The sequence below is a fragment of the Micromonospora sp. NPDC048894 genome (genome assembly GCF_040649765.1).
In the GTDB taxonomy this organism is placed as follows: domain Bacteria; phylum Actinomycetota; class Actinomycetes; order Mycobacteriales; family Micromonosporaceae; genus Micromonospora; species Micromonospora antibiotica.
The window spans coordinates 457,068-475,036 of record NZ_JBEZFY010000003.1; the positions used below are offsets into that span (position 1 = coordinate 457,068).

The following is a 17,969-nucleotide window of genomic DNA, read 5'->3' on the forward strand; positions in this document are numbered from 1 at the left end:
TCGCCAGTCCCACCGGAAGGCAACGCCCATGACCAACCCATCCCCGGTCGCCGAGGTCTGGTTCCTCACCGGCAGCCAGGGCCTGTACGGCCCGGAGACCCTGCGCCAGGTGGCCGAGCAGTCCCGACGGATCGCCGAACGGCTCGACGCCGACCCGGCCGTCCCGGCCCGGGTGGTCTGGAAGCCGGTGCTGACCTCCAGCGCCGAGATCCTGGCCGTCTGCCGCGACGCCGCCGTGCAGGGTGCGGTCGGGGTGATCGCGTGGATGCACACCTTCTCGCCGGCCAAGATGTGGATCTCGGGGCTGGACGCGCTGCGTACCCCGCTGCTGCACCTGCACACCCAGGCCAACGTGGAACTGCCCTGGTCCGAGATCGACATGGACTTCATGAACCTCAACCAGGCCGCCCACGGCGACCGGGAGTTCGGGTACGTCCAGACCCGGCTCGGTGTCGCCCGCAAGACCGTCGCCGGGCACGTCAGCGACCCCCGGGTCGCCGCCCGGATCGGCGCGTGGACCCGGGCCGCGATCGGGCACGCCGAGATGCGGTCGCTGCGGCTGGCCCGCTTCGGCGACAACATGCGCGACGTCGCGGTGACCGAGGGGGACAAGGTCGAGGCCGAGCTGCGCTTCGGCGTCTCGGTCAACACCTACGGGGTCAACGACCTGGTCGAGGCCGTCGACGCGGTCGCCGACGCGCGCATCGACGACCTGGTCAAGGAGTACGACGACAGCTACCGCCTGGTCGCCGCGCTGCGCTCCGGCGGCGACCGGCACGACTCGCTGCGCTACGCCGCCCGGATCGAGGCGGGGCTGCGCGACTTCCTCGACGCCGGTGGGTTCCGCGCCTTCACCACCAACTTCGAGGACCTGGGCGGGCTGCGTCAGCTGCCCGGCTTGGCCGTGCAGCGGTTGATGGCCGACGGGTACGGCTTCGGCGGTGAGGGCGACTGGAAGACCTCGGTGCTGGTGCGCACGCTCAAGTCGATGTCCGTCGGCACCACCGGTGGCACCTCGTTCATGGAGGACTACACCTACGACCTCACCCCGGGTCGGGAACTGGTGCTCGGGGCGCACATGCTGGAGGTCTGCCCGACCATCGCGGCGGCCACCCCGAACGTCGAGATCCACCCGCTGGGCATCGGTGGCCGGGAGGACCCGGTCCGGATGGTCTTCGACGCCCAGCCCGGCCCGGCCGTGGTGCTCGGCCTGGCCGACATGGGGGAGCGGTTCCGGCTGGTCGCCAACGAGATCGACGTGGTCGCGCCGCCGTACCCGCTGCCGAAGTTGCCGGTGGCGCGGGCGGTGTGGCGGCCCCGGCCGGACCTGGCCGCGTCGGCGGAGGCCTGGCTCACCGCCGGCGCCCCGCACCACACGGTGCTGTCCCAGGCCGTCGGGGTCGAGGAGCTGCACGACCTCGCCGAGATGGTCGGCACCGAACTGGTCGTCATCGACGCCGACACGACCCCCCGCCGGTTCGCCGACGAGCTGCGCTGGAACCAGGCCTACTACCGCCTGGCCCGGGGTTTCTGACCCGCCATGGGCCAGCAGCGGCCCGGACGCGCCGCGGTGATGAGCGACGTCGCGCAACTCGCCGGGGTGTCGCACCAGACCGTGTCCCGGGTGCTCAACAACCACCCGAGCGTTCGGCCGGAGACCCGGGAGCGGGTGCTGCGTGCCGTGCACCAGCTCAACTACCGGCCCAACGCGTTGGCCCGGGGGCTGGCCGGCCGCCGCTCCCGGGTCATCGGCGTGGTCAGCTTCGACACCATCCTGTTCGGCCCGGCGGCCACCCTGCTGGGCATCGAGCGGGCCGCCCGCGCCGCCGGGTACGGCATCAGCATCGTCACCCTGGAGCGGCTGGACCGTAGCGGGATGCGCTCGGCCATCGACGCGCTGACCGAGCAGTCGGTGGCCGGCGTCGTCGTCATCACCCCGATGATGACGGCGTCGGTCGCCGTGCACGGCCTGCCCACCGGGGTGCCCGCAGTGGTGGTCGAGGCCAGCGGGGAACGCGGCGAACTGCCCAGCATCTCCGTCGACCAGGTGGCCGGTGCCCGGCTGGCGGTGCGGCACCTGCTCGACCTCGGCCACGAGACGGTGTGGCACATCGCCGGGCCCCGGGACTGGCTGGAGGCCCGCGACCGGGTCGACGGGTGGCGGCAGACCCTGGAGCAGGCGGGCCGCCGCGTCCCGCCGGTCATCGTCGGCGACTGGAGCCCCCGGGCCGGCTACGAGCTGGGCCAGTCCCTGGTGGAGCGCCCCGACGTGACGGCGGTCTTCTGCGCCAACGACCACCAGGCGCTGGGTCTGCTGCGCGCCCTGCACCAGCGGGGCGCCCGGATTCCCGAAGACGTCAGCGTGGTCGGTTTCGACGACATCCCCGAGGCCGAATACCTCTCCCCGCCACTGACCACGGTGCGGCAGGACTTCGACGAGGTCGGCCGGCGGTGCGTGGCGGCGCTGCTGGAACTCTTCGACGGTGCGGGCGCGGACGCGCCCCGCCCCCAGGTCGAACCGGTCCTCGTCGTCCGTGCGAGCAGCGGCAACCGCCGCCCCTGAGCCACCCCGACCGGTCCCGCCGTGAGCGTGCGGTACCGGCCGTCGGTGTGCGTCCGGCGGCGGGAACGGCCCGGGTGGGTGGGCCGTCCCGGCGGCGTCAACGGGGGTCGACCCGGGCCGCCCGGCCGGTGACGCCGGGGTGACGCGCGCTGCGACAGGGTCGAGCGACGACGCGCCGGTGCAGGTCCCGGCGGTCGGGACCCTCGTCACGGGCAGGCCGTCAAGGAGACTCCATGATCAGGACAATGCTCCGGATCCGCGCGCGCCCCGGTGCCGAACAGGCCGTCCGGTCGGCCTGGCGCACGGCTGCGGCACAGCTCGACGCGCTGCCCGGCAACCTGCGTCGGGACCTGTTCGTGGACGCGCACGACCCGCGTACGTTCGTCATCGCCACCGAGTGGGTCGACGACGACGCCCTGCTCGACTACGAGCGCGGCCCGGTGGCCGCCGGCCTCGCCGACGCCCTGCGTGCCGGGTGCGCGCCGCCCACCGCCGCCGACCGGCGGGTGATGCGCGACCGGCCCGGCGGGCACCCGACGCTCCTGGTGGACGTCGAGGTCACCGTCCCGGCCGCCCGGCTCGCCGAGTTCCACCGCGGCCACGCCGAGGTGACCGCCCGGATGGCCGGGGTCCCCGGCTACCTGCGCGAGGAGCTGCTGCGCGAGCCCGACACCGACGTCCACCACATCTTCGCCGAGTGGCGCACCGAGGCGGAGTTCCACCGCTGGGTGGCCAACCCGGCGCACGCGCGGGAGGAGGCCGGGCCGATCGCGCCGTTCCTGCTCGACTTCCGCCGCCGACTGTTCCACCTCGCGGCTCACCCCGGCACCGACCGGGCAGCCAGTACCGGTAGGGAGACCGACGTGCACACGACAACGGACGTACTCATCGTCGGGGCGGGGCCGACCGGGCTGACCGCCGCCGTCGAGCTGGCCCGGCGCGGCATCGACTGCCAGGTGGTGGAGAAGCGGGCCGCCCCGCCCGGTCAGGCGGACAAGGCCATCGGGGTGCACTGCCGCACGATGGAGATCTGGGCGCAGCAGGGCATCGCGCGGGAGGCGATGGACGCCGGGATCTGGCTCACCGGCAACGTGGTGTTCGTCAACGGCACCCAGACCCACCGGATGAGCTGGGAGCTGCCCGACCTGCCGTACGCGCACCTCGGCCTGCCCCAGTACGAGACCGAGCGGATCCTCACCGAGCGGCTGGCCACCCTCGGCGTACGGCCGCAGCGCGGGGCGGAGCTGACCGGGTTCACCCAGGGCGCGGACGGCGTACTGGCCACCCTGGCGCTCGCCGGGGGCGGCACCCAGACGGTCCGGGCGCAGTACCTGATCGGCGCCGACGGCGCGCACAGCCGGGTCCGTGACCTGCTCGGGCTGACGTTCTCGGGCGGGCTGGGCCGGTTCCCGCAGCTGTTCATGCTCGCCGACGTCGAGGTGAACTGGGACATGCCGCCGGGGCACCTGCTGCGGTTCCTGCACGAGACCGACGGTCAGATGGACGGCATGCTGGTCTGCGTACCGCTGCGCGGTGCGGGCCGGTACCGGATCGCGACCCTCGCGCCACCCCGGTTCTTCGCCCAGACCGGCGGTCGGGACGCCCCGCCCGGGTTCAGCGAGGAGTTGGCCGAGCCGACCCTCGACGACGTACAGGCGGCGCTTACCCGGCTGGCCCCACCGGGCACCCGGGCGGCGAACCTGCGCTGGTCGTCGGTGTTCCGGATCAGCCACGGCATCGTCGACCGGTACGGCCACGGCCGGGTCTTCGTCGCCGGTGACGCGGCCCACCTGCACCCGCCGGCCGGGGGACAGGGGATGAACACCGGCATCCAGGACGCCTGGAACCTGGCCTGGAAGGTGGCGCTGGCGGCGCGGGGGCTGGCCGCCCCCGGCCTGCTCGACAGTTACGAGGCCGAACGTCGCCCGGAGGGCGAGGAGATCGTCGGCCGGGCGGTACGGATGGCGTTCACCGACGAACTGGACCGTGCCGACCTGGAACGGCAGTTCCGCCAGGAGATGTCGCTGCTGCTCAGCTATGCCGACAGCCCGCTGGTCGGGGAGTGCGTGACCGACCCGGAGGGGCTGCGCGCCGGCCCGCGCCCCGGTGAGTGCGCCCCCGACCTGGGCGGGTTGACCCGGCGGGGGGTGGGGCACCCGTTGCGGCTGCGCGAGCTGACCGGCGGCACCCGGCACACCCTGCTGGTCTACGCCGACGCCTCGGCCGAACCGGCGGCGGTGGCGGCCGTGTCGGGGCTCTGCGCCGACGTCCGTGCCCTGACCCGGGGTGAGGTCGACGCGTACCTGCTGATCAGCCCGGACGCCGACGACCCGGGGCTGCTCGCGCCGCCGGTGCTGCGCGACGCCGGGGGTGAGTTCCGCGCCCGGTACGGGGTGACCGGCACCGCCCTGTACCTGATCCGCCCGGACGGGCACGTCGGCTTCCGCAGCCAACCGGTCGACGCCGACGCGCTGCGCAAGAACCTGCACCTGGTGTTCGGGGGTGCGCGATGACGGCGGTGCGCACGGTGCTCGCGATGCGGACCCGGGAGGGTTGCGCGGAGCGGTTCGAGGCGGAGTGGCTCTCGGCGGCGGCACAGATCCGGCTGCTCGACGGGTGCCTGCGCCAGGACCTCGTCCGCGACGCCGACGACCCGCGCAGCTATCTGATCATCAGTGACTGGGTGGACCGGGAACGGTTGGACGCCTTCGGCCGCAGCGAACACCGTGACCGGCTGCTGCGGGTGGTGCGGGACCTGCGGGAATCCGCCGAACGGCACACCTACCAGGTGCTGCACAGCATGCCCAGCGCACCCGAGGAGACCAGATGACCGAGCCGGTACCCGCCGCGCAGCTCTACACCGACCAGTTCGCCGTCGACCCCTACCCGTCCTTCGCCCGGCTGCGGGCCGACGCCCCGGTCTGCCCGGTCAGCTCGCCCCGGTTCGACTCGTACCTGCTCACCCGGTTCGACGACGCGCGGGCGGCGCTGACCGACCCCCGGCTGTCCAAGGACCTCTACGGACCCGGCCAGCACTACCTGCAGCTCTTCGGCCCGAACTCCGAGGCGTTGAACCGCAACATGCTCAACGCGGACCCGCCGGAGCACACCCGGTTGCGCCGGATGGTGTCGCAGGCGTTCGCGCCGCGTCGGATCGAGGCGTTGCGCCCCCGGGTACGGCAGATCGTCGACGACCTGATCGACGGGTTCGTCGCGCAGGGTCGGGCCGAGCTGATGCACGACTTCGCGATCCCGCTGCCGATGGTGGTGATCTGTGAGCTGCTCGGGGTGCCCCGGGCCGACCAGGAGCGGGTGCTGGACTGGACCCAGGTGATCCGGACCTCGGGGTCGGCGCGGCGACCCCCGGCGCAGGAGCGGGCGGCGGTCGGCGAGGCGCAGGTACGGCTGCACCACTACCTGGTGGAGCTGGTGGCCGCCAAACGGGTGGTCCCGGCCGACGACATGATCAGTGCGCTGATCGACGCCTGCGACCAGGACGGCCGGCTGTCCGAGGCGGAGCTGGTCACCACCACCTTCCTGCTGCTGTTCGCCGGGCACCAGACCACCGCCGACTTCCTGGGCAACGCGACGGTGGCCCTGCTGACCCACCCCGACCAGCTCGACCTGCTGCGCGACACCCCGGACCTGCTGCCCTCGGCGATCGAGGAACTGCTGCGCTTCGACGGCCCGCTGCCGGTGGCCAGCCCTCGGGTCGCCACCGAGGACGTCGAATACCAGGGGGTACGCATCCCGGCCGGGTCGATCGTCGGGGTGGTGCTCAACGCCGCCAACCACGATCCGGCGCACTTCGTCGACCCGGACCGGCTGGACCTGCGCCGGGTCCGTGGCCCGCACCTCGGTTTCGGCCACGGCGTGCACTACTGCCTCGGGGTCTCCCTGGCCCGGATGGAGGCCCAGATCGCCCTGGCGGCACTGCTGCGCCGGTTGCCCGGGCTGCGCCTCGGGGTGCCGCCCACCGAGCTGCGCCGGTTGCCGGCGGCGTCCCCGTTCCGGGGGCTGCTGGAGCTGCCGGTCCGGTTCACCGCCTCCGCCCCGCCGGTGTCGTACCCGCCGGCCAGTCGCCCCCGTCCCACCGAGCCGACCCGTACCGTCTGATCCCCGAGGAGTTCCGATGACCTTCCGCAACGTGATCGTCTGTTCCATGGTGCCGGGCAGCGAGCAGACCGTCGCCGACGTGTTCGGGTACTACGACCGGACCACCCGGCCGCAGGACCTGGGCGTGGTCGGGCGGACCCTGCTGTCGTTCCACGGCCTCTACATCCACCTGATCGAGCGCGACGCGGACCCGAAGGTGACCGGGCAGACCCGGGGCCTGCCCGCCTTCCAGCAGATCGCCGAGCAGATCGCCCCGTACGTGACGCCCTACCCGAGGGACTGGAAGAACCCGTCGGACTCGGTGGCGAAGGAGTTCTACTCCTGGGCGCCGGCCGAGCCGCCGGCCGACGCGGGCGAGCCGAGCCGGACGGTCATCGTGGCCCGGATCAAGCCCGGTGCGGAACCCACCGTCGCGCAGATCTTCGCCGAGTCCGACGCCGGCCCGCTGCCCGCCATGATGGGGGTCACCGGGCGGTGGCTGTACTCGATCGACGACGTCTACCTGCACGTGCTGGAGCGCGTCGGCGAGCCGTTCGACGGCGCCGTGGAGCAACGCCACGACCAACCGGTCTTCGCCAAGATCATGGACGATCTCAGCCCGTACATCAGCCCGTTCGACCCGGACACCTGGGGCAGCCCGCTCGATGCCGTGGCCACCGAGTTCTACCGGTGGCGGGCGCAGGACTGACCCGGGCCGACCAGCGGGGGTCCGACCGCGCGGACCCCCGCTGGTGTCGGCGTCAGCCGGTGGGCAGGGTCGCCCAGCCCCGGTTGAAGGTCAAGCTGTCGTCGTCCGGGCGGTAGTTGCGCTCGATGTTGCCGGCGGCGTCCACCGAGAACCAGTGCACCTTGGTGCCGGCCGGGACGGTCAGCGTCTCGCCCCCCTCCCGGATGCCCGCCGAGGCGTACAGGGTGGAGTCGAACGTCGGCCGGGAGCCGTCGAGGGTGTAGAACACCGCCGCCGGCTCGCTGGTGTCGAACCGGACGCTGACGGTGCCCTCGGTGGCGCTCGGCGTGACCGCCAGGGTGCTGGTCGGGCGTTTCTTGTCCTTGTCGAAGTCCCGGGCCACCCGCAGCAGCTCGACCAGGCCGTTGCTGAACTCCATGGTCTCCTGGTGCGCCTCGTCCCAGGTGGGCTGGAAGCTGGTGCCCACCTCGAAGTTCCAGGCGTAGATGCCGTACTTGTACCAGAGCATGTCGCCGGAGTTGCCCGCCGCCGAGTACAGCACGTCGGAGATCGGGCCGGTCCGGGCCGGGGTGACCGCCATGTTGCGGTGCCGCTTGATCGCGGTGAGGATGCGCGACGACGCGCCCCAGAAGAACGACTCGTCGGCGAGCGTCGGCCGGGGCGCGGAGATCCGGCCCGGGGTGGCGTACGCGCCCGGCGACCACATGAAGTAGTTGCCGGAGGAGTGCAGGTTCATCGAGAACTTCATGTTGGGCCGCTGGGCCAGCCAGTCGACGTTGCGGTTCTCCGGCTCGGACAGCTCACTCGGCCCCGCGTAGGTGTCACTGGTGCAGCTCGCCGACGCCCCCGAGTAGCCGTCGAAGAGGCTGTACTCGGTGTAGTTGCGGTTGTTGTCCACCCCCCACGAGTTGCGGGCCAGCGCGTCGGTGGCGCCGCCCGGGGCACAGTGGTTGGTCATGTTGCGCCGCTGCGAGGCGTAGTCGTAGAACGAGTAGTGCCCGCCGTCCGGGTTGATCGACGGCACGATCCAGATGTCCAGGGTGCGCAGCAGCTGCTTGGTGTTCTCGTCGGTGGCGTGGTTGCGCAGCAGCCGCTCGGCGGTCTCGATGGTCACCAGCGGCGGGACCCACTCGCGGGCGTGCTCCTGGGCGTAGGCGAGCACCCCGGTGCGGGAGCCGTCGCGGTACTTGCCGATCCGGATGGCGTACACCGGGTGCGGGTCGCGGGAGACCCCCGCGGGTGCCTTCAGGTTGTCCGACAGCGGCGTCGGCGCGACCGGCGCGACCACCCCGGCGCCGGCGTCCCCCCGGTAGGTGTACGCCGTGACCAGCGCACCCGCCTCGGCCGTCAGCGCCGCGGCGACCTGGGCGGCGGTGCTGGTCACCACCCCGGTGGCGTCGGTGGCCAGGCTGACCCGGATGGCCTTGCCGGTCACCGTGACCGTGAGCGGCCGGTCGGCCGCGCCCGGGTCGGCCAGCTCGACGGTGAGGTCGTTGCCGCCCTCGTGCCCCCAGGCGAGCGAGTCGACCGCGACCCGGGTGGCGTTGGTCCCGCCGAGCACGACCTGGGCCTTACGCCGGTACCCGTTGGTCTGGTAGGGCAGCTTCACCACCTCGGCGAGCTGCGGGTAGGCGTCGGCCAGCCGCTTGATCCGGTCGTACAGCTCGGTCGGGGTGAGGTAGCTGGTGACGAAGTCCTTCTGGTAGCCCGGCCCCTCCGGGCTGTCGGCCGGGATGGGCAGCCACTCCTTCACCTCGGCGACCGCCACGTCCCCGGTGGGGCTGGTGATCTGGATGCGCTGCGGCCGGGCGGTGACGGCGGCGGCGCCCCGGTGATAGAGGTAGACCCCGGCGTCGACGAACCGGGAGATGTTCTGGGTGCCGCCGGAGCCGATCTCGGTGCCGGGGCCGCTGTCGCGTGCCACGGTCAGCGTGCTGGTGGAGGTCTGACCCTGGGCCCACTTCGCCTCGACCGAGAGCACCTGGTTGGTGCCGGAGGTGTAGTAGTCGGCCCGGATGATCTTCACGTCGGAGGCGGCGGCGCTGCGCTGCAGGGTCGCCGTGTACGCCCGGTTCTCGGCCTGGTGGGCGGCGATCGTCGCGTCCCGCTCGCTGACCCGCTGCGCGGAGTCGGCCGCGTCGTGCAGCACGGCACCGACCCGGTAGCCCCTCCGCTTGAGCGCGGCGACCTCGGTCGGGGTGACCACGGCGTGCACCACGATGCCCTGCGCGGTCCGGGTGACATGGTGGTCGAGGTCGACCCCGGTGGCGACCAGCTCGTCCAGCGCAGCGGTGCCGTCGACCACCACCTCCACCACGTCGGCCTGCTCGTCGGCGGAGCGTTCGAGCCCGATCGGGGCGTCGGCCTCCCGGTCGGGCGGGGCGGCGGTGCCGGCGGTCGCCGGGCCGGCGAGCAGCAGTAACGCCACGCCGGCAGCCGTGGCGGCGGGTAGCCGCCGCCAGCGGCGGGGCAGTGCGGAACGAGACATCTCGGGCCACCTTTCCTGGGGGTGCACGACGGGCCGACGGCGCGCGGCAGCGCCCGCCGTCGGGCGGGGTACGAAACGGGGAGGTCGGACGCCGACAGTCGGGCGACGGTGGGCGGCCGGTCATGACGTCGACCCGCCGCAGGACGGGGGACACGGGGTGTCTCCCGGACGCGCGGCGGTGACGGACCGGCGCCGATCCGGTCTGCGTGACGGGCGGGGGGCGTACCTGGTTACGGTCGGTCCTGGGGGCATTGCCGATCGGTGCGCCCATCCTGGCCGTACCCGCTCGGATCTGTCAATGATCTGTCCGGCCGGACACGGGCTGTCACAGTGCGGCGGTGCGGGTGTCCTGTCCCGACGGTCGCCGGGCGGCCGGCACGGTCAGGACGGGGTGCGGTAGTGGCCGGTGAGCCGGCCCAGCTTCATCGCCAGGTGCAGGCACAACCGTTCGTTGCCGTCCTTGAGGTCGGTGTCGGCGAGCTGCTCGACGCGTTGCAGCCGGTAGTAGAGGGTGGTCCGGTGCAGCCGCAGCTTCTCGGCCGTGGCGTGGGCGTTGCCGGCCAGGTCGAGGTAGGCCTCCAGGGTCTCCAGCAGCACCTGGTGGGCGTCGTCGCGCAGCAGCCGCTCCAACCCGGGGTGCACCCCGGCGACGTCGAGGTGCCGCGCGTCCAGCTGCGACAACACCCGGTAGATGCCCAGGCCGGCCCAGGAGACCACCCGGCCGAGCGCCGGCAGTTGGACACCGACCCGGGCCGCCTGCACCGCCTCCCGGTACGACTGCACCGCGTCGGCCAGCCCCGGGCGGGACTGACCGATGCCGGTCACCGTGCGCTCCACCGAGGACAGCCCCCGGGTCGCCTGCCCCAGCGCCTCGTCGAGGTGACCGGCGGCGGTTTCCGGGGTGGGCCGGCCGGCGATCCGACCACCGCAGATCAGCAGCACCCCGTGGTCGGGCCAGACCATGTGCAGCGACTCGCGTACGCCGAGCCACCGGCGGGTCGCCACCAGTGCCTGTTCCAGCGCGATCCGGGCCATCTCGTCGGGGTGCCGCCCGGTGACGGGGGCGAGTTGGGCCACCACCGCCGTGGTCGTGCCGTCACCGGCGACCGTGCCCTCCTCCAGCAGGGCACGCACGGCGTGCGCACGGGCCTGCGGGCTCTCCACCAGCAGGGTCCGGGTGGCCTCGGACTCCCGCTGCGAGGCCAGCTCACCGAGCAGGTTCTCCCGGTAGAGGGCCAGCGACAGGTCGGTGAAGGCACCGGTCGCGGTGGCGATGTCCGCGTCGGTCATCGACCCGTCGTCGTCGATGAACCAGACGAAACCGAGCAGCAGGTCGTCGTGCCAGATCGGCACGCAGACCCGGGGGAGCAGGTCGAGGGCCACGTCGGCGGGGGTACGCACCGGCTCGCGGGCGGTGAGCACACCCATCCGGCGGAACCAGGCGATCACCTCCGGGGTGGTCTGCCGGCGCAGGATCGACATCCGGCGTACCTCGTCCATCGGCCCGTCGTGTTCGCTGTAGACGACCACCCGCTGCCGCCGGTCCTCGATGAGGGCGGGACGCCCCACCCGGGCGGCGACGGCGTCGACTATGCGCTGAAGCTCACCGTGCATGGATCTCCCCTGGTTGGCTGCGCGGCAGGGGGTGCGACAGCCGGTGCCCTACCCTGTGCGGCCGGTGGGCCTGTGCGCAAGGTCCACCGCGGATATACCGACAAAAGGACGGCCCCCACGGCGACTGTTCCGGCAATTGTCCGAAGAGCCACGACGATCGACGATCGTAGGGTTCCACCTGCGGTGGGCAGCGGGCCGCCGGCGCGTAGGAGGGAACGCCCGAGTGACAGCTGGTAGGCCCTGGCGGGGGGTGCTGGTCGCCATCACCACGCCGTTGCGTGACGACCTCGGCGTCGACTTCGACCGGCTCCAGGAGCACGTGCGGTGGCTCGCCGAGGCGGGCTGCCACGGGGTGACGCCGTGCGCGTCGGTGGGGGAGTACCGGGCGCTGTCCGACGACGAGCGGGCCGACGTGGTGCGGGCGACGGTGCAGGCCGCACCACCCGGCTGCGCGGTGCTGCCCGGCGTCGGCGGGTACGGCAGCCGGCAGTCCCGCCGCTGGGCGGAACAGGCCGCCGCCGCCGGGGCCGCCGGGGTGCTCGCCCCACCCCCGGACGGCTACCCCGCAGGCGACGCCGACGTGGTCGCCCACTACCGGGAGGTGACCGCCGTCGGCCTGCCGGTGGTGGCCCACAACGACCCGTACGACACCCGGGTGGACCTGACGCCGGAGCTGCTCGCCCGGGTCGCCGAGACCGACGGGATCGTCGCGGTCGAGGAGTTCTCCGGTGACGTGCGGCGGGTGCACCGGATCAGGGACCTCTGCCCGCACGTGGACGTGCTGGCCGGCGCGGACGACGTGCTGCTCGAACTGGTGCTGTGCGGGGCCCGGGGCTGGGTCTCCGGCCTGTCCAACGCGCTGCCCCGGCAGGCCCTGCGGCTCTACGACCTCTGTGTCGCCGGGGATCTGGCCCGGGCGTTGCCGCTCTACGCCGAGCTGCACCCGGCGTTCGGTTGGGGCTCCCGGCCGGAGGCGGTGCAGGCCATCAAGCTGGCGATGGACTGCGCCGGACGGTTCGGCGGCCGGTGCCGCCCGCCGCGCGGTCCGCTGCCGCAGCCGGCCGTCGCCCGGCTGCGCCGGGACCTGGTCCGGGCCCTGTCGGTCACCGTCGATCCGGTCGTCGACGGTCGTCCCCGGTGAACCACCCCGGCCGGCGGGGCCGGTCGACGGGCGGGCCGGGCGGGTGGATCGGGCGGGTCGGGGAGGTCCCGGCGGACGCTGGTGGCCCGCCGTGACCCGACGCGGGTCCTTCAGGTGTCGGAAGCGGCCGGTCCACCTGCCGACATCTGCACGGTGACCGGCCCCGGCCCGTCCTCCTAGATTCGCTGCGCGGCCCAGTGACAGGTGCCCCGGCAGCCACCCCCCCCGCCGACACCGGACCGGACGCCGTGTCCCTCCCGACGAGAGGTGAACCTGTGCACCGTGTTACCCGCAACAAACCCCGACTGAGGCGTTCCGTGCTGGCCGCGGTCCTGGCCGGCACGCTGGTGGTGACCGGCGCGGCGCAGGCCGCCGCGGCCCCGGCCAATCCGGCCGGCGGCACCGCGCCGTTCCAGGTCCTCGACCCGCAGGCCTGGCAGAACCCCGACACCATGACCTGGGACGACTACCAGGCGGTGCCGGGTAAGAACTGGGCCGACCCGAGCGTGCGGGGCGCGATCCGCAACTTCAAGATCGCCCTGGTCGCGCTCGACTATCCGGACCAGACGTTCGCGGTGTCCCAACGGGCCCGCTCGACGGTCTTCGGCAACCCCCAGTCGGTCGCGGCCAACATTCCCCGCGCCGACGTGCCGAAGTTCTACCAGGACTTCCTCAACACCCCGAACACCCTGAACAAGGGGCACACCCTGCACGAGTACTGGATGCAGGACTCCAACGGGCGCTACGGCGTGGACCTGGCCGGGTTCGGGCCGTACCAGCTGCCGGCGAAGTCCTACCAGTACGGGCTGGACAACAGCTTCAACCCCGGCGCCTGCCCGGGCGGGGAGGCCTGCAACAAGAACATCCGCACCGACGGGCTGGGCGCGTGGCGGGCGGCGGTCGGTGACGAGGTCGCCAACCAGTACGAGCTGGTCTTCATCCTCAGCGCCGGGCAGGACGAGTCGTCCACCTGGCAGGAGTTCGGGCAGATGATCTTCCAGAACAAGGAGGACGTGCCGGACTCCTGGGGCCCGCCGGACCCCAACCTGCCGAACTGGGCCAAGACCCGCTACGTCGAGTGGACGTCCTGGAAGGCGGCGGCGACCCTGTGGCCCAACGCCGGCTCCGGCTCGTCCACCCAGGGGGAGAGCTCCGGCATGGGGGTGTACGCCCACGAGCTGACCCACCTGCTCGGCATCGGCGACAACTACAACAACCCGTACGGCGAGCCGTTACGCCGGGCGTACACCGGCATCTGGAGCATGATGTCGCGGGGCTCGTTCAACGGCCCCGGTGGCCCGCACACCCGCTGGCAGATCCCGCCGACCAACGGTGGCTCGATGGGGTCGTTGCACACGGTGCGGGACAAGCTCAAGATCGGCCTGCTCGGTGAGGAGCACGTGCTGCGGCTGTCCCGGGAGGCGCTGGCCTCCTCGGGTCTGGTCACCGCCCAGGTGACCGCCCGCGCGGTCGATGCCGGCCCGAAGGGGCTGACCGGCGTGAACATCGCGCTGAACAAGGACCTCTCGCCCGCCTGCACGGTCGCCACGAACCCGCTGTGCGACGGCGGCAGCTTCAACAACTACACCGTCGAGGTCGTCGACCGGATGGGGGCCGACTCGTTCACCCCGGACCGGGGCGTGCTGCTGAGCAAGACCAAGAACGCCGACAACGCGCCGTTCCAGTGGGTGGTGGACGCCAACCCGCAGGACATCGACATGATCGACTTCTACCGGCCGGACGGCACCCCGCAGAAGATCACCATGGGTGACTACCGGCAGCTCTCCGACGCGCTGTTCCACGCCGGGGCGGACACCGGCAGCCAGTACGAGTACGTCGACGAGGCCAACCGGCTGCACTTCTACGTCATCGACCTCAAGCGGGACGCCGCCGGCTCGCTGTCGTACACGGTGGCGGTGCGGTCGCTGGACGGCACCGGGGGGCCGAGCAGCCACGGCGTGACGCTGGGCAAGGGCGAGGTGACCAGCACCGGCAAGCCCACGAACCGGGGTGTGAACTGCTCGTTCGAGCTGACCAACACCGGCGCGTACTCCGCCGGTGGGCAGCAGCACCCGGAGGACGTGACCGCGTACCTCAAGTCGGACGTCTACCGGCTCTCGGCCGAGGTGGCCGGCAAGGGCTGGCGGACCTGGCTGCCCAACCCGCTGGCCACCGCCCAGTTCGGCAAGTCCACCACCGTCCGGGTGTCGGTGGGGGCCACCGCCGCCGCCGCGGACACCGGTTTCGTCAAGCTCACCGCGACCTCGGAGAGCGACCCGTCGAAGACCGTGACGAAGCAGTGCCGGGTGGAGAAGTCCTGACCGGGATCGATCGTCGCGTCGGGTCCGGGACGGCACACGCCGCCCCGGGCCCGACGCACGGGTGGGAGGAGACGACGTGCGGCTGTCCACGGGTGCCCGGCGCGGCACCGGCGCGCTGCTGACCCTGCTGTCGGCCGGGGCGACGCTGCTGGCCGGGGCGACCGGCTGTGCCGGCACCGACGGCGGACCGGAGGCGGTCACCCCGACCACCGTCCGGGTCCTGGTCCGTGACATCAACATCCGGGCCGAGGGTGTGGACTGCGCCGGCACCGGGCCGTACCTCTACTTCCACCACCGGGCGCCGTTCCGGGTGCTCGACCCCGACGGGGCGGCCCTGGTCACCGGGACCCTGCCGGCGGGCACGGCGGTGGCCGCGTTCGCCGAGGACCTCGAGGTGGAACGGGTGCCGACCTACTGCGAGTTCGCGGTGCCGGTGCAGGTGCCGCAGCGGGCCGGGTACCGGCTGGAGGTGGCCGGCCGGCCCGCGCTGGAGCTGACCCCGGACAGCAGCGAGGGGCCGGCGCTGGTGGCGGTGGTGCCGGCATGAGGCGGCTGCTCGCGGCGCTGCTGGCGGTGCTGGTGCTGGCCGGCTGCTCCGCCGGGCCGACCGCGGAGACCGCGCCGGTGCTCGCCGGGGGCGCGTCCACGTTGCCCGGTCCGGTCCCCGCCGACCTGGCGTTGCGCCCGCCCCCCGGCACCGCCCCGGCCGCCCCCGCGTTCACCGGTGCGCTCACCGACGGCACCCCGCTCACCGCCGCCGGGCTGTGGGCGGACCGGCCGGTGGTGTTCACCTTCTTCAGTTCCTGGTGCACCACCTGCGTCGCCCGGCAGGACGCGCTGAGCGAGCTGGCCCGCCGCCACCGGGACCGGGTGGTCTTCGTCGGGGTGGCCGGCGCGGACCAGGCCGACGAGTTGCAGGACTACCTGCGTACGCACCGGGTGGAGTACCCGGTCGTGGTCGACGAGCAGCAGACCGTCTGGCGGTCGTACGCGGTGCGGGAGCCACCGGCCGTCGTGCTGGTCGCCAAGGGCGGTGCGTTGCTGCGGGGCTGGCCGGGCGGGTTGGACGCGGCGGCGCTGGAGCAGCGGTTGGAGGAGCTGGTGCTGGCCGGTTCCGGATAACGGGCCGGGTCACCCGCTCGGGGGAGTGGCACGCCGGCCGGTGCCGCAGCGGTCCACGGCGACGCGTCGGGCACGGTGTCGAGGCGCGTCGGGCACGGTGTCGATTCGATGGTGGGGTCGACACCGTGCCCCGCGCCGTGTCCGCCTGCCCGCCTCCCGGGGCGCCGTCGCTGTTCGCGCTGGTGGGGGTCGGGGAATCGACCGGGGAGCCGGGTCTGGGCGGCCGTTCGGGCAGGGTCTCCGACCGTCGAGAACTTTTGTTTAGACGTGCAAAAGTTTCTCCGTTCGAGGTCTATCTTTAGCCGTCAGCCACCGTTAGTGTCCGGTTCACGGACGTAACACGGCTGACATCCCCCCTTGATCGACCAGTCATCCACCGGGCCACGCGTATTCGGCGGCGCAGGTCCTTACCGACCCTCCCAGCAGGACTCGCACGTCTCCGTGGCCGCAGGGCCACCCTCGAAAGGTGGAAATTGTGAACGAGGAACAACGCCGTTTGGCCGCCGACCCGCAGTACCGTGCCCAGGTCACCCGTCGTCGGCTGCTCGCCGCGTCGGCCGGCGCCGCCGCCGTCCTCGGCGCGGCCGGACTGCCGGTGCTCCAGACCAAGGGCCCGGCCCGCGCGGACGGCAAGTGGCGGGTCGACCCGCTCATCCCGACGCAGAACCGCGGCATCATCCTCTACAGCGTCCGGGACCGGATCTCCGCCGCCCCCGACGACAGCGGCGTGCCCTACGGCTTCGAGCGGGTGCTCGCCAGCCTGGCCGAGATGGGCTACAAGGAGATCGAGTTCGCCGGCTACAACCAGCACACCTCGATCCTGGGCCGGCAGATCACCCCGACCGAGATCCGCAAGATCCTGGACGACAACGGCCTCGTCGCCAACGGCACCCACACGTCGATCAACGCGGCCACCTTCCAGCAGCAGCTCGACATCGCCGAGGAACTCGGCATGAAGAACATCGGCACCGGCAGCGACCCGACCAACAGCGCCTACCAGGCCGACTGGGACGCCGCCGCCGACCTGTGGAACGAGCTGGGCCGGCAGGCCAAGGAACGCAAGATGCGTCTCTACACCCACAACCACGACGTGGCCTACTCGTTCCTGCTCGACAGCGGCCCGCTGGACGCCAACGGCAAGCCGACCCGCTCCTCCGGCGTGCGCCGGCTGGAGTACTTCTTCGCCAAGACCGACCCGAAGTACGTCTACTTCGAGTGCGACATCTACTGGGCGTACGTGGCCCGGTTCAAGCACACCAAGTACACCAACTCCGCCGGCCAGCAGAAGACCTCGCTGTTCGACCCGATCCTCAACGTGGCCCGGCGTACCAAGCGGTTCCCGCTGTTCCACGCCAAGGACGGCAACCGCAACAGCACGCTGGCCAACGGCTACGAGATGATCCCGCTCGGTGAGGGCGACATCAACTTCCAGCAGTTCTTCGAGACCATCGGCGAGTCCGAGTTCCACCACGCCAACTGGGAGATGGACACCGCCCCCGGCGGTGCCGCCAACCCGGGCCAGTCGCTGGACTTCGCCCGGCTCAGCTACGCCAACATGGCCGACCTGACCATCTACCGCAACGACTGACCGCCCCCGACGGCCGGTTACCGGCCGCAGCTGGGCACCGACCGGCGGTTCGCACCACCGTCGGCGGCTCCCGGGTGGCGGTCGCGTCCCCTGACGCGACCGCCACCGCCCGGACGCCGTCGCTTTCCGACCGCCACGCCCCGACCCCGCCCCGGCAGACCCGGGCAGGAAGTCGGCACGGTCCCCGGGCGGTACGCCCCCGCAGGCCCCGCCCGCCACCACGTCACCTCTTCCGACCCGTACCCCGGGCCGCGATGCCCCGTGCCCGCAGCACGGGCCGCGCCCCCGGACCGTGCGGCAGCTCACCGGTCGGCGAACCATCCCGGGG

13 protein-coding genes are annotated in these 17,969 nt (G+C 72.7%); 11 read left to right on the forward strand and 2 right to left on the reverse strand.

The genetic code is table 11. The features are described from left to right. The first annotated feature begins 28 nt into the window (after positions 1-28). The 6 genes from araA to AB0C22_RS08965 all read left to right on the forward strand — a co-directional run bounded on the left by araA (position 29) and on the right by AB0C22_RS08965 (position 7,367). Positions 29-1,534 (forward strand): L-arabinose isomerase, encoded by a 1,506-nt coding sequence (araA, locus tag AB0C22_RS08940; protein WP_208566690.1) that lies wholly within the window; start codon positions 29-31, stop codon positions 1,532-1,534. A 39-nt stretch (positions 1,535-1,573) separates the two neighbouring features. Further along, positions 1,574-2,563, forward strand: a complete 990-nt coding sequence (locus tag AB0C22_RS08945; protein WP_208566839.1) for a LacI family DNA-binding transcriptional regulator — start codon at positions 1,574-1,576, stop codon at positions 2,561-2,563. A 233-nt stretch (positions 2,564-2,796) separates the two neighbouring features. Continuing rightward, the gene (locus AB0C22_RS08950) at positions 2,797-5,076 is read left to right on the forward strand and encodes an FAD-dependent oxidoreductase (protein WP_219462768.1); all 2,280 of its coding nucleotides are present in this window, start codon (positions 2,797-2,799) and stop codon (positions 5,074-5,076) included. Then, positions 5,073-5,393: an antibiotic biosynthesis monooxygenase family protein gene (locus tag AB0C22_RS08955; protein WP_219462766.1), complete on the forward strand. Its 321-nt coding sequence runs from the start codon at positions 5,073-5,075 to the stop codon at positions 5,391-5,393. Before AB0C22_RS08950 ends, AB0C22_RS08955 begins: the two co-directional genes overlap by 4 nt. Then, positions 5,390-6,679: a cytochrome P450 gene (locus tag AB0C22_RS08960; RefSeq protein WP_219462764.1), complete on the forward strand. Its 1,290-nt coding sequence runs from the start codon at positions 5,390-5,392 to the stop codon at positions 6,677-6,679. The genes AB0C22_RS08955 and AB0C22_RS08960 overlap by 4 nt, the downstream gene beginning before the upstream one ends. Positions 6,680-6,695: 16 nt before the next feature. Further along, positions 6,696-7,367, forward strand: a complete 672-nt coding sequence (locus tag AB0C22_RS08965; RefSeq protein ID WP_219462763.1) for a TcmI family type II polyketide cyclase — start codon at positions 6,696-6,698, stop codon at positions 7,365-7,367. Positions 7,368-7,419: 52 nt separating this feature from the next. Here the strand turns inward: AB0C22_RS08965 and AB0C22_RS08970 are convergent, their stop codons facing one another. Together AB0C22_RS08970 and AB0C22_RS08975 are read right to left on the reverse strand one after the other, a co-directional pair. Then, complete coding sequence (locus tag AB0C22_RS08970; protein ID WP_357534352.1) at positions 7,420-9,855, reverse strand: M14 family metallopeptidase; 2,436 nt, start codon at positions 9,853-9,855, stop codon at positions 7,420-7,422. A 381-nt stretch (positions 9,856-10,236) separates the two neighbouring features. Continuing rightward, positions 10,237-11,469 carry a helix-turn-helix domain-containing protein gene (locus AB0C22_RS08975; RefSeq protein ID WP_357534354.1) on the reverse strand — a complete coding sequence of 411 codons (1,233 nt, stop codon included), beginning with the start codon at positions 11,467-11,469 and terminating at the stop codon, positions 10,237-10,239. Between the two features lie 223 nt (positions 11,470-11,692). Between AB0C22_RS08975 and AB0C22_RS08980 the strand changes: the two genes are divergently transcribed. The 5 genes from AB0C22_RS08980 to AB0C22_RS09000 all read left to right on the forward strand — a co-directional run bounded on the left by AB0C22_RS08980 (position 11,693) and on the right by AB0C22_RS09000 (position 17,641). After that, on the forward strand, positions 11,693-12,610 hold the full coding sequence (locus AB0C22_RS08980; RefSeq protein WP_357534356.1) for a dihydrodipicolinate synthase family protein: 918 nt from the start codon (positions 11,693-11,695) through the stop codon (positions 12,608-12,610). A gap of 317 nt (positions 12,611-12,927) precedes the next feature. Further along, on the forward strand, positions 12,928-14,931 hold the full coding sequence (locus AB0C22_RS08985; protein ID WP_357534358.1) for a M6 family metalloprotease domain-containing protein: 2,004 nt from the start codon (positions 12,928-12,930) through the stop codon (positions 14,929-14,931). Positions 14,932-15,007: 76 nt separating this feature from the next. Then, positions 15,008-15,478: a hypothetical protein gene (locus tag AB0C22_RS08990; protein WP_219462752.1), complete on the forward strand. Its 471-nt coding sequence runs from the start codon at positions 15,008-15,010 to the stop codon at positions 15,476-15,478. Then, positions 15,475-16,053: a TlpA disulfide reductase family protein gene (locus AB0C22_RS08995; RefSeq protein ID WP_357534361.1), complete on the forward strand. Its 579-nt coding sequence runs from the start codon at positions 15,475-15,477 to the stop codon at positions 16,051-16,053. The genes AB0C22_RS08990 and AB0C22_RS08995 overlap by 4 nt, the downstream gene beginning before the upstream one ends. A gap of 475 nt (positions 16,054-16,528) precedes the next feature. Further along, a complete protein-coding gene (locus tag AB0C22_RS09000) occupies positions 16,529-17,641 on the forward strand; it encodes a sugar phosphate isomerase/epimerase (RefSeq protein WP_307799121.1) in 1,113 nt (370 codons plus the stop codon). The last annotated feature ends 328 nt before the right edge of the window (positions 17,642-17,969 follow it).